The 13,631-nt window shown below is 74.6% G+C and carries 11 protein-coding genes; 3 read left to right on the forward strand and 8 right to left on the reverse strand.

Translation table 11 applies throughout. From position 1 onward, the window contains the following. The first annotated feature begins 396 nt into the window (after positions 1 to 396). Together AB0O91_RS09325 and AB0O91_RS09330 are read left to right on the forward strand one after the other, a co-directional pair. Positions 397 to 1,860: a PP2C family protein-serine/threonine phosphatase gene (locus AB0O91_RS09325; protein WP_363429601.1), complete on the forward strand. Its 1,464-nt coding sequence runs from the start codon at positions 397 to 399 to the stop codon at positions 1,858 to 1,860. Between the two features lie 148 nt (positions 1,861 to 2,008). Continuing rightward, positions 2,009 to 3,484, forward strand: coding sequence for an aminopeptidase P family protein (locus AB0O91_RS09330; protein WP_363429810.1), 1,476 nt, complete (start codon positions 2,009 to 2,011; stop codon positions 3,482 to 3,484). Between the two features lie 53 nt (positions 3,485 to 3,537). Here AB0O91_RS09330 and AB0O91_RS09335 read toward each other — a convergent pair whose 3' ends face one another. Beyond that, positions 3,538 to 4,956, reverse strand: a complete 1,419-nt coding sequence (locus AB0O91_RS09335) for a hypothetical protein (RefSeq protein WP_363429603.1) — start codon at positions 4,954 to 4,956, stop codon at positions 3,538 to 3,540. Beyond that, positions 4,953 to 5,648, reverse strand: coding sequence for a SigE family RNA polymerase sigma factor (locus tag AB0O91_RS09340; RefSeq protein ID WP_363429605.1), 696 nt, complete (start codon positions 5,646 to 5,648; stop codon positions 4,953 to 4,955). Before AB0O91_RS09340 ends, AB0O91_RS09335 begins: the two co-directional genes overlap by 4 nt. A 237-nt stretch (positions 5,649 to 5,885) precedes the next feature. Between AB0O91_RS09340 and AB0O91_RS09345 the strand changes: the two genes are divergently transcribed. Then, positions 5,886 to 7,091 carry a helix-turn-helix domain-containing protein gene (locus AB0O91_RS09345; RefSeq protein WP_363429607.1) on the forward strand — a complete coding sequence of 402 codons (1,206 nt, stop codon included), beginning with the start codon at positions 5,886 to 5,888 and terminating at the stop codon, positions 7,089 to 7,091. 134 nt (positions 7,092 to 7,225) lie between these two features. Here AB0O91_RS09345 and AB0O91_RS09350 read toward each other — a convergent pair whose 3' ends face one another. The 6 genes from AB0O91_RS09350 to AB0O91_RS09375 all read right to left on the reverse strand — a co-directional run bounded on the left by AB0O91_RS09350 (position 7,226) and on the right by AB0O91_RS09375 (position 13,386). Further along, the gene (locus tag AB0O91_RS09350; RefSeq protein ID WP_363429609.1) at positions 7,226 to 8,002 is read right to left on the reverse strand and encodes a MerR family transcriptional regulator; all 777 of its coding nucleotides are present in this window, start codon (positions 8,000 to 8,002) and stop codon (positions 7,226 to 7,228) included. A 137-nt stretch (positions 8,003 to 8,139) separates the two neighbouring features. After that, entirely contained in the window at positions 8,140 to 9,300 is a 1,161-nt protein-coding gene (locus tag AB0O91_RS09355; RefSeq protein WP_363429812.1) for a hypothetical protein, read from the reverse strand. Positions 9,301 to 9,604: 304 nt separating this feature from the next. Further along, positions 9,605 to 10,762, reverse strand: coding sequence for an LPXTG cell wall anchor domain-containing protein (locus AB0O91_RS09360; protein ID WP_363429611.1), 1,158 nt, complete (start codon positions 10,760 to 10,762; stop codon positions 9,605 to 9,607). A 402-nt stretch (positions 10,763 to 11,164) separates the two neighbouring features. Further along, complete coding sequence (locus tag AB0O91_RS09365) at positions 11,165 to 11,743, reverse strand: NAD(P)H-dependent oxidoreductase (RefSeq protein ID WP_363429613.1); 579 nt, start codon at positions 11,741 to 11,743, stop codon at positions 11,165 to 11,167. Positions 11,744 to 11,976: 233 nt separating this feature from the next. Next, the gene (locus AB0O91_RS09370) at positions 11,977 to 12,861 is read right to left on the reverse strand and encodes an NAD(P)-dependent oxidoreductase (protein ID WP_363429615.1); all 885 of its coding nucleotides are present in this window, start codon (positions 12,859 to 12,861) and stop codon (positions 11,977 to 11,979) included. Positions 12,862 to 12,963: 102 nt separating this feature from the next. Then, on the reverse strand, positions 12,964 to 13,386 hold the full coding sequence (locus tag AB0O91_RS09375; protein ID WP_363429617.1) for a hypothetical protein: 423 nt from the start codon (positions 13,384 to 13,386) through the stop codon (positions 12,964 to 12,966). Positions 13,387 to 13,631 lie beyond the last annotated feature (245 nt).

Here is a 13,631-nt window from a genome sequence, read left to right on the forward strand (position 1 = left end):
TGGACGCCGCCCGGGCACGCTTGGTTCCACCGTACGAGTGAGAGACTTCCGGCCAGCCCGGAGCGCGGGCGGCGCGGACATACGATCCGGACGGCCGCCCGGTCCGTTCCCTCCGTTCTGCCCGCTCCCGGCTCCCTCCATGCCTCCGGCCCCGACCGGCGCGCGCACGAACCGTGCACGCCCTCCGACCGGGTCGCGCCGATGTGGAACCGGCCACCGCGTCGTCCTGGATCTGGACATGCCCCGAATGGCCTGTGTAGAAGTGGTGGCATTGCTGTCGATCAATGACGAGTAGTAGCGAATCGAGGCGAAACGCGCCCTTTGGCCGTGCTCGCTCCACCGTGGCCGTATCTGGGGGTTCCGCATGGCACGTAGCACCGCGTCAGGAGTGGCGGCATGACCAAGTCCCACCCGTCGGCGTCCCAGCCGTCGACGCCGACCGCAGAACCGGCCGAGACCGGCTGCGCGGGCGGGCTCACCGTCCTCGACCCGCTGCCGGGCCTGCCCGGCCCCGCCGACGCGCCGGAGGACGGCGCCGCCGGCACCGCCGACGGCCCCGGGGCACCGCCCGGCACGGTGCAGGACCGTTTGGCCGGACGCCTGTCCGATATCACCAGCCTGCACGAGCACACCGAGCGGCTCGCCCGCGCCCGCGGCCTCACCGCCACCCTGGACGCCGTCCTCGCCTCCGGCGCCGCCCTGCTCGGCGCCGCCCGCGGCGTCCTGGTCACCCTGCTGCCCGGCGGCGGCCCCGGCCAGCCCGTCGGCCTCGGCCTCGACCGGGCCAGCCTCGGCGCCCTGGAGACCGTGCCCACCGAACAGAGCCTGCTGGCCCGGCTGCTGCGCGAGCAGGACCGGCCCGACCAGCTGCACTCCGTCGACCTCGCCGAGGACCCGGCCGTCGGCGGCCGGCTGCGCGAACTCGCCGTCCACCTCGGCCTCGGCGGCGCCTACGGCCTCCCGCTCGCCACCGACGAGGACGGCCCGCTCGCGGCCGCCGTCTGGTTCTACGACCGGCCCGCCGAGCCCACCGACTGCCAGCGCGAACTCGCCCGCCACTACTGCGGGATCGCCGCCCCGCTGCTCGCCAAGCAGCTGGAGGCCGACCGCACCCGGCGCACCACCGAGGCGCTGCGCCGCGGCCTGCTGCCCGACCACCTCCCCCAGACCCCCGGTCTGCGGCTGGCCGCCCGGCTCGTCCCGGCCGGCCTGGACCGCTCCAGCGGCAGCGACTGGTACGACGCCATCCCGCTGCCGGACGGCACGGTCGGCCTCACCGTCGGCTCGGTCTCCGGCGACGGGCCCGGCGCCGGGCCCGGATCCGCGCCCGGCGCGGCCGCCGCGATGGGCCGGATCCGGGCCGCGCTGCGGGCCTACGCGGTGCTGGAGGGCGAGGACCCGGTCTCCGTCCTGGGCGACCTGGAACTGCTGCTCAAGACCACCGAGCCGACCCGCACCGCCACCGCCGTCTACGCCTGGATCGAGCCGGAGGAGCGCCGGATCACCCTCGCCGGGGCCGGGCACTGCCCGCCGGTCCTGGTCGGCCGGTACGGCGCCGAGTTCGTCGAGACCTCGCTCTCCGCGCCGCTCGGCATGCTGGCCTGCTGGGAGGCCCCCGGGGTCGACCTCACCGCCGCGCGCGGCGACACCCTGCTGCTCTACACCGAGGGCCTGGCCCGCCGCTGCGGCCCCACCCTGCACGCCGGCCAGGCCAACCTGCGCCGGGCCGCCGCCGACGCCCCCCGCGACGTGCGGGTCGACCCGGCCCGGCTCTGCGCCCACCTGCTGGCCGTCTGCCCCGCCCCGGACACCGCCCCCGCCACCGACGACCTGCTGCTGCTGGCCGCCCGCTTCGAGTAGAGGTTCGAACCCGGAACGGATCGGCGGCCGGGCGTCCGTACCATGGACGCACGGCCGCCCGCGCGTGTCGCGACCCGACACCTCCCCCGAGGGCGGCGGTACCACCCCCAAGGAGGCGTTGCACGTGACCGAGGACCGGACCCCCGCGGTGGCCGAGAACCCCGAGGCCGAGGGCGGCGAGGAGTCGCCGCAGTTCAAGGGCCGCAAGAACGGCCTCTACGGCGAGATCTCGGACGAGCTGTCCGCCTCGATGAAGTCCGGCTGGGCCGACACCGAGCTGCACGGCCTCGCCCCGATCGCCCAGGCCCCGTACGCCGCCGCGCGCCGCGCCGCGCTGTCCGCCGCCCACCCCGGCGTCCGGCTGGTCGTCCCGGCCGGCAACCTCGCGGTGCGCTCCAACGACACCGACTACAACTTCCGCGCCGCCAGCGAGTACGTGCACCTCACCGGCGACCAGACCGAGGACGCCGTGCTGGTGGGCGAGCCCACCGGCGACAGCGGCCACGCGTTCACCCTGTACCTGCTGCCCCGCTCCGACCGCGAGAACGGCGAGTTCTGGCTCGACGGCTACGGCGAGCTGTGGGTCGGCCGCCGGCACAGCCTGAGCGAGCAGGAGCAGTTGCTCGGCCTGCCCGCCCGTGACGTCCGCAAGGCCGCCGAGGAACTGGTCGCGCTCGCCGCCGACACCACCGTGCCGACCCGGATCGTCCGCGGTTACGACGCCGGCCTGGAGGCCGCGCTCGCCGACGTGCTGGACGCCGACCGGGACGCCGACCTCAAGGAGTTCCTGAGCGGCCTGCGGCTGGTCAAGGACGAGTGGGAGGTCGGCGAGCTGCGCGCCGCCTGCGACGCCACCGTCAACGGCTTCACCGACGTGGTCCGCGAGCTCGGCCAGGCCGTCGCCACCTCGGAGCGCTGGATCGAGGGCACCTTCTGGCGCCGCGCCCGGGTCGAGGGCAACGACGTCGGCTACGGCACCATCGCCGCCGCCGGCCCGCACGCCACCACCCTGCACTGGGTCCGCAACGACGGCGACGTGCGTCCCGGCGAGCTGCTGCTGCTGGACGCCGGCGTGGAGACCCACACCCTCTACACCGCCGACGTCACCCGCACCCTGCCGATCAACGGCGCCTTCACCGCGCTGCAGCGGAAGATCTACGACGCGGTGTACGAGGCCCAGGAGGCCGGCATCGCCGCCGTCCGCCCGGGCGCCCGGTTCCGCGACTTCCACGAGGCCTCGCAGCGTGTCCTGGCCGAGCGGCTGCTCGCCTGGGGCCTGCTGGACGCCTCCGTGTACGACGTCGAGAAGGTCCTGGAGCTCGGCCTCCAGCGCCGCTGGACCCTGCACGGCACCGGCCACATGCTCGGCCTGGACGTCCACGACTGCGCCCACTCGCGCCGCGAGGAGCACGTCGACGCCCTGCTGGTGCCCGGCATGGTGCTCACCGTCGAGCCCGGCCTGTACTTCCAGCAGGACGACCTGACCGTGCCGGAGGAGTACCGCGGCATCGGCGTCCGGATCGAGGACGACATCCTGGTCACCGCCGACGGCAACGAGAACCTCTCGGCCGGCCTGCCGCGCCGCTCCGACGAGGTCGAGGCCTGGATGGCCTCGCTCGCCTGACCCGGTGAACGGTGAAGGGCCCGGCTCCCGTACGGGGGCCGGGCCCTTCCGCGCTACCAGACGACGAGCTTGAGCGAGAGGTCCTGCCGCCCGAGCAGGGTCAGGTCGCCACCGTGGTACGGCAGCACCGCCTGGGCCCGCAACGGCATGTCCCCGGCGCCGCTGCCGGGCCCCGTCGTCAGCCGGTAGGTCAGCGTCCGGCTCTGCCCCGGGGCCAGCGCGAAGAGCTCCTCGTCCCGGGCCGTCGCGTAGGCCATGCCGGCGTCCGGCGACATCGGCTCCGCCGTCCAGCCGCTGTCGGTCTGCCGCTCCAGCTTGCCGTCGTTGACCGGCTGGGCACCGAGCCGGGTCGGCGTGCCCGCGTAGCGGTCCGTGTAGACCAGGGGTTCCACCTGGCCGTACGCGGTCCGGCTGGTGTTCCGGAAGGTCACCGAGAAGGTGACGACCGCGTTCCCCACCCGCAGCTGCTGGCCGGACGCGAGGCCGTCGATGCTGACCGCGATGTCGTTCTGGGTCGGGGTGGGGGTGGTCGACGGCGACGGGGCCGACCGGCCGCTCAGGTCCAGGCTGTCGACGATCGACGCGAGGCCGGAGCGGTAGTCGTCCTTGAGGCCGACCGCCGAGACGAACACCTGGTCCTTGGGCAGCGCCCAGACCTGTGCGGTGAAGGGCGACTGACCGCAGGTCACCTGCCACTGCGACTTGACCGCGGGACGGCCGGCGACCGTGGGCGCGCTCTTCACCGGGCCGGTGGCCCGGACGGACTCCCCCGCGGCGGGCGGGTGCGGGCTGCCCCAGACCGGGCAGTCGGGCTGGTGGGCCCAGCCGCCCTGCGCGTCGAGGTCCTCGACCGACGGCCAGCCCGCCGAATCCCCGTCGAAGACCGCCAGGTCCACCCCGTACGGCCGGCAGTCCCGGGCGGTGGCGTCCTGCGGGGCTCCCGGGCTCAGGACGCACAGGTGGACGTCGGCCGGGTCCGCCGGCGCGACCCGCCACCCCGCCGGCACCTTCAGCCGGACGCCGCGGAAGGTGTACGGCGTGCCCGGCCCGGTCGGCGCGCCGGTGGTCGGCGAGCTCGTCGTCGGGGTGGCGTCGGAGAGCGGCTGACCGGTCTGCGTCCCGTCGGTCGCGTCGGCGCTCGGCGCGACCGACGGGGAGGGGTCGGCCGTCGGGCTCGGGGCGGCCGTGAGGCTGGCCGCCGGGGGCGGGGGGACGTCCTGCCGGGCGACCGGGTCGCCGTGCAGGGCGAGCAGGCCGATCGCCGCGGAGGCGGCCAGGGCGAAGATCGGCACGGCGGTCAGGTACACCGGGCGCAGTCGGCGCACCCGGCCCTTCGGGGGCTCGGCCGGGCGCAGGTCGTGGGCGGTGATCCGGGACGTCCGGGCGGTCATCGCCTCGCGCAGCAGCCGTTCGGTGGCGGTCTCGGCCGGCCCGCCGCCGGCGCCGCCCGAGCGGGGGAACTCGTCGGTCATCGAACCTTCTCCAGATGCTTCTCCAGGGCGTCCAGGGCCCGGCTGGCGGTGGACTTCACGGCACCCCGGGAGAGCCCCAGGGTCTCGGCTATCTGCGCCTCCGACATGTCGGACCAGTAGCGCAGCACCAGCACCTCGCGCTGGCGGGGGGTCAACTCCTGCAGGGCGACGAGGACCCGCCGGTGCTCGTCGTTGAGCACCGCGTGGTCCTCGGCGGAGGGCGCGTCCGCCTCGTGCGGGGGCACGTACTCCCGGGCGGTCCTGCGGCGGCGCAGCATCGAGCGGGCGCCGTTGACCACCGAGGTCCGCAGGTACCCGAGCGCGTTGTCCAGGTCGTCCAGCTGTTCGCCGTGGCGCTGGTAGAGCTGGGTGAAGGCCTCCTGCACGACGTCCTCGGCCAGGTCCTGGTGGTCGACCAGCAGGACGGCCATCCGGACCAGGCCCAGCCGGTGGGCGTGGTAGAGGTCGGTCAGGGTGGGCCGGTCCTCGGCGGGCTTGCGGCCGCCGCGCAGCAGCCGGAAACCGGAGCGGCGCTGCTCCACCGGCTGGTCGACGGTGGGCGTGGAGAGCGGCTCGTCGACCTCCTGCGCTCCGAACAGCGCGACGACCACGCCGCGGATCCCACGGGCTCCGCGGACGGAGAGCCCGCGCCCGCGCCGTGGCGCGGCGAACGGCCCGATGGCCATGGACATGTGCGGTTCTGCTTTCCCCCGGGACGGTGACGGCGTGTCCGCCGTGACCGTCGGTCACCTGATCAAGATCGTGATCGGGGGAGATCCTCGCAGCCGCGTGCGGCCCGGTTCCCTCCGCCCCCGTGGTGATGGACGTGTGGCGCGGGCGGAGGTTGCAGGGGGATTCGAAGAAACTTCCGGGGTGGCCGCGAGGGCTACACTCACCGGGATTCCGCCACCCGTGAGCAGGGGGTTCGCATGGCCGAGCAGACCGCCGGGCCGGGCGTCGACCGCGGCACCGGGCCGACCGCCGGACGCCTCGCCGGACCGGCCGCCGCAGACGCCGCCGGGCACCTCCCCGGGCCGACGACCGGAGACGCCGCCGAGGGCCGGGTCGTCCGGTCCCACCCGGTCGCCGTCACCATCGGCCGCCGCCCGGAGCCCGTGCACGACGTCGCGGTGTACGCCTTCGAGGGCATGGCCCCGTTCGAACTCGGCGTCGTGGTCGAGGTGTTCGGGCTGGCACGGCCCGAGCTGGGCGGGCTGCTGGCGGCGCCCTGGTACGGGCTGCGGGTGTGCGCCGACCGGCCGGGGACGCCGCTGGACGCGGTGGGCGGCTTCGCGCTGACCGCCCGGCACGGCCTGGACGACCTCGCGGCGGCCGACACCGTCATCGTCCCCGGGGTGCGCAACCCCTTCGGCGGCGGTCCGGGCGGCGGGCCGGGCGGCACCGGCCGCCGGGCCGGGGGTGTCTCCCCCGAGCTGGTCGAGGCGCTGCGGACGGCGCACGAGCGCGGCGCCCGGATCGTGTCGATCTGCTCGGGCGCCTTCGCGCTGGCCGCCGCCGGGCTGCTGGACGGCAAGGAGGCGACCACCCACTGGCGGTACGCCGAGCTGCTCCAGCAGCTCCATCCGCGGGTGCGGGTCAATCCGGACGTGCTGTACGTCGACAACGGCGACGTGCTGACCAGCGCGGGCAGCGCGGCCGGGATCGACCTGTGCCTGCACCTGATCCGCCGGGACCACGGCGCCAGGGTCGCCAACAGCGTGGCCCGGCGCTTCGTCGTGGCACCGCACCGGGACGGCGGGCAGGCGCAGTTCATCGAGGCGGCGGTCCGCCCGGTCGAGGAGGACGAGGACGGCGTCGCCCGCAGCATGCAGTGGGCGCTGGACCACCTGGCCGACCCGCTGACCGTCTCGGTGCTGGCCCGCACGGCCCGGATGTCGGACCGCTCGTACCTGCGGCACTTCACCGCCCGCAACGGCACCAGCCCGATGCGCTGGGTCGTCACCCAGCGCATCGCGGCCAGTCTGGCGCTGCTGGAGTCGCCGGAGGGGTCGGTGGAGGAGATCGCCGCGGCGGTCGGCTTCGAGAGCGCGGCGACCTTCCGGCACCACTTCGGCCGGGTGATGCGGACCTCACCGACCGCCTACCGGCGCTCCTTCGGGCGCGGGGTGGCGTAGCCGCGGCCCTCCCGGGGGCCGCTCGCCCCCCCGGGGCCCGCCGGCCTCCGGGGCCCGCTCGCCTCCCGGGCCCGCTCGCCTCCCGGGCCCGCTCGCCTCCCGGGGGTCTGCGCCGCTCCAGGACGCCCGCGCCGCTACGCGTGCTCCCGCCGGTCGGCATTGGCGACGATGGCGTCGTGCAGCCACTGCGCCAGGCCCGGGGCGAGCTCCTCGTAGGTGCTGGTCCAGCGCGGGTCCGCCACGTACAGGTCGGCCAGACCGCGGTGGATGGTGAACGTGCAGTCGTAGAAGTTCCGGCAGATGTGCTGCCGGTGCTCCTCGGCGAGGTCCGTGGCCGTGGTGCCGTCGGCGGGCTCGCCGGCGGTGAGGGCCTCGACCAGGCGGGTGTTGAGCGCGGTCATCTCGCCCTGGATCCGCTGCCAGTCCTCCTTGCCGTAGCCGCCGGTGCGGCGCTGGGACTCGGCCCAGGCCTCGGTCCGGCCCCAGCGCTGTTCGGCCTCCTGCTCCCACTCCTCCTGGTAGCCCTCGCCGAAGATCTCGAACTTCTCCTCCGGGGTCAGCTGAATGCCCATCCTGCGTGCCTCCATGGCGTGTTCGACTGCGGTGGCGAGGTCCTGGAGGTGGCTGATCCGGTCGGTCAGAAGCCGGTGCTGCCGCCGGAGGTGCTCGCTCGGGCTGACCGAGTCGTCGTCCAGGATCGCCGCGATCTCCTCCAGGGGGAATCCGAGCTCGCGGTAGAAGAGGATCTGCTGCAGCCGGTCGAGGTCGGCGTCCACGTACCGGCGGTAGCCGGCCCGGGTGCGGCCCTCGGGGGACAGCAGCCCGATCTCGTCGTAGTGGTGCAGGGTGCGGACGGTCACCTTGGCGATCTTCGCCACGGCGCCGACCGGGTAGCCCTCGTCCCCGTTCATCCGGAACTCCTCCCTGGTGGTGACCACCACCCTCCGCTCTCACGTCGCGTGAGGGTCAAGCCGGTGTCGCGGGAGACGGGGATCGGGCGCTGGCCAGGCACCGGTCAGCCGCTGATCAGGCACCGGTCAGGCGCTGATCAGGCGTTGATCAGCTCGCGCTCGCGCCGCCGGGCCGAGCGGCGGCGCCCCTCCCCGCCACCCTGGGCGGGTGTCCGGGGCCGACGGGTCTGCTGGGTGGGCCAGAGCAGCACGTACCCGGCGGAGACCACCACGAAGGCGAGCCGGACGAAGCCGCGGGCCGAGTCGGACGGCAGGAACAGCGTGCCGCCGTACAGGGCGACCAGCGCGATCCAGCTCCACCACGGCACCAGCCGCTTCTGCCCGACCGCGTCCCAGAGCAGGGTGCCGAGCAGGATCGAGGCCGTGTAGTAGGTGTAGACGCTCGGATCGAGCAGGATCCGGGCGTCCGCCCCGAGCAGTACCACGGCGGGCCAGCGGCCGCGCCAGACCGCGATGCAGCCGAGGCCGATGCCGAGCGCGAACTGGGTCGGGCGGTCCCACCAGGGGGTGGCCGGGTCGGTCACCCCGAACCAGCGCAGCGCGGAGGCGGGCTGGTTCGGAATGGTGAACTTGGCCGCCGCCATGGTGTCCAGGTTGCCCAGGTAGAACGGCAGCCAGGCGATCGCGACCAGGAAGCAGAACCAGAGCACGGTGCGCAGCCAGGCCGGCCGGGGCAGTGCCAGGATCAGCGGGGCGAAGGCGAGCGCCCAGGGCTTGGAGTCCACCGCCAGGGCCAGGAAGATCGCGACCTGGACGGGCTTGCCGCGGGCCAGCGCGTGCGCGGCGAGGGTGGTGAAGAACAGCGCGAGGACGTCGTCCAGGTGCGCGAAGCGGACCGACACCTCGACCCACATCGGGATGAACGCGAGGCCGGCGATCAGCAGCCGCTGCTGGAGGCGACGGTGGTTCGTCCCGGTGCCGAGGTAGTACAGCGCCGCGGTGCGGCCGACCACCACCAGCATCACCAGACCGAGCCCGGCGCTCACCGCCTCGGCGACCAGCTGGCCGATGTGCGGCGGGAACGGCGCCGTGAGCCGGGCCGCGGCCAGGCTGACCGGGCCGATCTGCAGCTCGGGGTGGTGGGCGTAGAGCGAGAGGCCGCCGTCGGGCTGGCCGCTGAAGAGCAGCTGCTCGCCCTGGCGCAGGTAGTGCCAGGAGAAGCCGCCGCTGGGCTCCACCAGGAAGAACCAGAGCACCGTCCAGGCCGTCAGCAGCACGTGGTGCCTGCGGAGCGGCAGGCCCGCGATCCGACCGGCTGCGGATTCGTAGTCGGTGGTGGCTCGTGCCGAGCGTAGTCCCCGCACCTGTCCCTCTCCCCGCCGTTCCGCCCCCTCCGGCCGGACATCCTATGTGACGGGAGAGTACGGCCCGTGCCGCCCGGGGATCCGCCCCTGGGGGGCGGCCCGGACGGCCCGGGAGCACTCGGGATGCCCCGTGGACCGGCGCCGGCTCGGCGGCGCCGGTCCGTCCCCGGGTCAGCTCTGCCGCCCCGGGGGGGGTCAGCCTGCTGAGCCCGGACGTCAGCCCTGCTGGGCCCGGACGTCAGCCCTGCTGAGCCGACTTGCGGCGACGCAGCACCACGAGGGTGCCGATACCGGCGACCAGGACGGCGCCGCCGGCGGCCGCGAGCGCGGTGGTGTCGTCACCGCCACCGGTGGTGGCGAGGGTCTTCTCCGCGTTGTCGGCGGCGGTCTTGGCCTTGGTGACGACGGCCGGGGTGATCTTCGGCGGGGTGACCTTGGGCACGTCCACCGGGAAGTCGATCGGCTGCTGGACGTCGGTGCTGCTGCTCGACGGGGCCGGGCTGGTGGTCGTACCGGGGCCGGAGTCGCTCGGGGAGGCGGACGGCGAGGCGGAGCCGGTGGCCGGGGTGGTCGGGGTCCCGGTGGTCGGCGCGGTGCTGGTCGGCGTGGTGGTCGGGGTTCCCGACGCCGTCGCAGTGGCCGTCGCGGTGGCCGTGGCGGTGGCCGTGGCCGACGCGCTGGCGGTCGGGCTCGGCTTGCCGGTCTTGGTCGGGGTGGGGGTCGGGCTGGGCTTGCCGCCGCCACCGGCCTTGATGGTGAAGCCGGCGCCCTTGATCCCGTCGCAGCTGAAGTGGCCGTTGTCCGACTCGTCGTCGGCGTTGGCCGAGAAGACCACCGGCACGACGCCGGCCTTGCCCAGCGGGGTGTCCTTGGTGAAGGAGACGCGGACGTCGATGTCTATCCGCTTGCCCGGGGCGAGGTAGAGCAGCGCGTCGTCGGCGGCGTCGCCGTCACCGTTCACGCCGCCGAGCAGCATCAGCACGGCGCTGTCGTCACCGTCACCGCCGCCGGGCGCGATGGAGCCGGTCTTCCAGGTGCCGCCGCCGGGCAGGCGGGCCGGCAGCTGGTACTCGACCTTGAGGTCCTTCGCCTTGAGCGTGCCGGCCTTGTTCTTGAACTTCAGCAGCGGGAAGGCCACGAAGTCGTTCTTGGTCGAGTTCTGGATCCGGTAGGAGAAGACACGGGCGTCGCCACCGGCGACGAAGGTGTCCGGGACGCCGCGCACCGAGAGGTCCAGGCTCTGGTGCCGCGCCTGCTCGGCCTGGGCGGCGGAGGGGGCGGCGGCGGACGGCGCGCCGGTGGTGCCGACGGCCATGGCGCCCTGGGCACCGGCCAGCACGAGCGAGGACGCGAGCGCGGCGGCGCCGGCAAGGGCAAGACTGCGACGTATGGACAAGGAGACCTCACGGAAGTGTCCGGGCGAGGCCCGGGCGCGAGGGGGCGGCCGCAGACGCCGCATGCCCCCCGCGAAGCTGAAAGTCCGACGGAGAGTACCGAACGATCCAGCCACTCCGGAAGGCAGGTGCCCTGTTGTGGGCCGTTGTCCGGCCGGGGGCGTCCGAATCGCCCAACTCCGTCCTACCGTAGGGCTTTTGCGATGGCGCGGGGATGGCCACAAGGTGACGGGTACACGTCCGGAGGACGGTACCGCACGGGCGGGAATGGCGTGAATCCATCGGTCCGCCCGTGCGGCCGGTCTCCGGGGTCGCAGCGGGGTGCGTCGCGGGGGCGCCCGCGGGGCCCCGCGGGGTCGGTCGCGGGTCGGCGGTGGGGCCGGGTCCGCCGTTGGCCGGTGGGGTCAGCCGGCGAAGAAGGACTTGGCGGCGACCAGCGCCCGGTCGTCGTTCAGGACGTCCCCCGGGCGGGTGCCGTTGCCGATCAGCGCGCCGCCCCAGCGCATCCCCATGTAGTCGGCGGTCAGCTTGAGCGTGCCGATCAGCGGCCCGGCCAGTTCCTCCGCACCGGCCAGGACGGTGACGTCCCACAGCGTGCCCCCGCGCATCCCGGCGCGGAACTCCACCCCCGGCACCCGGAACCAGGCCGACCAGTAGTCGAGGTAGAGCTTGGCGCTGGTCGGCAGGGTGTACCAGTACAGCGGCGCGACGAAGACCACGTCGGTGGCCGCGAGGGTGGCCTCCAGCAGGGTCCGCTCGTGGCCGACCGGCTCCGGGTAGCTGCCGTCACCGGTGTGCCGGAGGTCCTGGAAGGGCGGCAGCGGGTGCTCGTCGAGCCGCAGCCAGTGCTGCTCGGCCCCCTCGGGCAGGCTCGACTCGGCTGCCAGCCGGGCGAGTTGTTCGGTGTTGCCCCCGACGCGCGAACTCGCGTCGAGGAACAGGAAACGGCGCGGCGCCGCGGCGCCGGACGACTGCTCGGTCATCGGATACTCCCCCTGGTCGGTACTGCTGGCAGGAGGTCGAGCGTCCGTCGTGGTCCGGGTATTCCGCAACCGCGATATTCCGCGCTAGCACTTATGACGCGTCCGCAGCTGTTTCGTGCCCGCACCCCGATCCCCGGGCCCCCGGCGCCCCGGGGCCTGGGGTCTCGGGTCTCGGAGCTCGGGGCTCGGGGTCTCGGGGCTCGGTCGAGCTCCGGTCGGGCTTCGGTCGGCTCTCAGTCGGTCAGGCCGGCCCGACGGCGGGCGACCTCGGCGACGACGGCCCAGTCCTTCTCGCCGTCACCGTGCGCCAGCGCGTCCAGGAAGGCATCCCGCAGGATGCCGCCGAAGGGCAGCGGGACGTTGCACGCGGCCCCGGCCTCCAGGGCCAGGCCGACGTCCTTGAGGCCGAGCGGCACCCGGAACCCGGCCGGCTCGTAGCGGCGTTCGGCGATCATCGAGCCGTACCCCGAGTAGACCGGCCCGGGGAAGAGCGTGCCGCTGAGCAGCTCGACCAGGTCGATCGGCCGCACGCCCTGGGCCTCGGCGAGGCTGCACGCCTCGGCCATCGACTCGATCGCGCAGGCCAGCAGGAAGTTGATGCTGATCTTGGCGGTGTTGGCCTGCCGGGGGTGGTCGCCGAAGTGCCAGCTGCGCTCGCCCATCGCGGCGAACAGCGGCCCGGCCCGGTCCAGCAGTTCGGGCGCACCCGCGACCAGGATGTTGAGCTTCCCCGCCGCCGCCACCGGGGGCCGGCCGAGGACGGGCGCGGCCACGTAGCCGACGCCGTGCTCGGCGTGCAGTGCCTCGGCGCGCTCGGCCAGCGCGAGCGAGACGGTCGCCATGTTGACGTGCAGGGTCGCCCGGGCGCCCGCGAGCAGCGCGGGGTCGAGCAACAGTCCCTCCACGGCCTGGTCGTTGGCGAGCATCGAGACCACCGTGTCGGCCTCGAACACCTCGGCGAGCGAGCCGGCCGCCTCGGCGCCCTGGGCCACCATGGCGGCCACCGGCCCGGGCGAGCGGTTCCAGACCCGTACGGCGTGACCGGCCCGCAGCAGGCTGCCCGCCATGCCCTGGCCCATCCCGCCCAACCCCACGAAACCGATCGTCGCCCCGCTCATCCGCGTACTCCCGTCGCCGCAGCCGTCCGTCCGGTGGTCCGTCCCGGCCGACTGTACGTCAGGGGCGGAGGCTCGGCCGGACGAGCCGGGGGCTGCCCGGCGTCAGGCGACGCGGACCGGGCGGCAGAGCCGTCCGGCGGCGGCCCCGCGCTCCAGCTCGGTGACCACCCGGTGGCGCAGCAGCTCGTACTGGGCCTGGAGCCGGCCGGGGCGGGCCGGGCGGGCGACCGGACGGCCGGGGCCGACCAGCTCGCCCGGGCCGAACTGCTCACGGGTGAGGTCGATCTCGAAGCCGGTGGCGAAGCGGTTCCACCAGTGGAGGTCCGTCCGGACCCCATCGACGTGCACCTCGCCCATCATCAGCTCGCCGCCGAGCAGGTCGTGCACCACCATGGCCGTCACGCCGCACTGGCCGCGGGCGGGGTTGTCGGGACGCCAGTGGGCCAAGTCCTCGGGCGCACAGGTGTCGACACCCCAGGAGGAGCGGATCGCACGTTCGATGTCGTTGAGGGTCCACGCCGTCATACCGGGAAGCCTGCCACGCGGCACTGACAACGACACCGGCTTTTCAAAGGGTCATCGCCTGTTCTGCGGCGACCCTCCCCTTGTTCACCCGAACGAGGACACCACGCGGCGCCGGGCGGGACCGCGGCGGGCGGCGGTTCGGGCCGCCCGCCCGGGAGTTCGCCGGTCGGCACGCGGCGCGGCGGGTGCAGGAGTGCGTCCGGCCGGTCGGTAAGGGAGTACGTCCGGTCGGTCGACCGTGGGGG

The sequence above is a fragment of the Kitasatospora sp. NPDC089797 genome (assembly GCF_040684795.1).
Taxonomy (GTDB): domain Bacteria; phylum Actinomycetota; class Actinomycetes; order Streptomycetales; family Streptomycetaceae; genus Kitasatospora.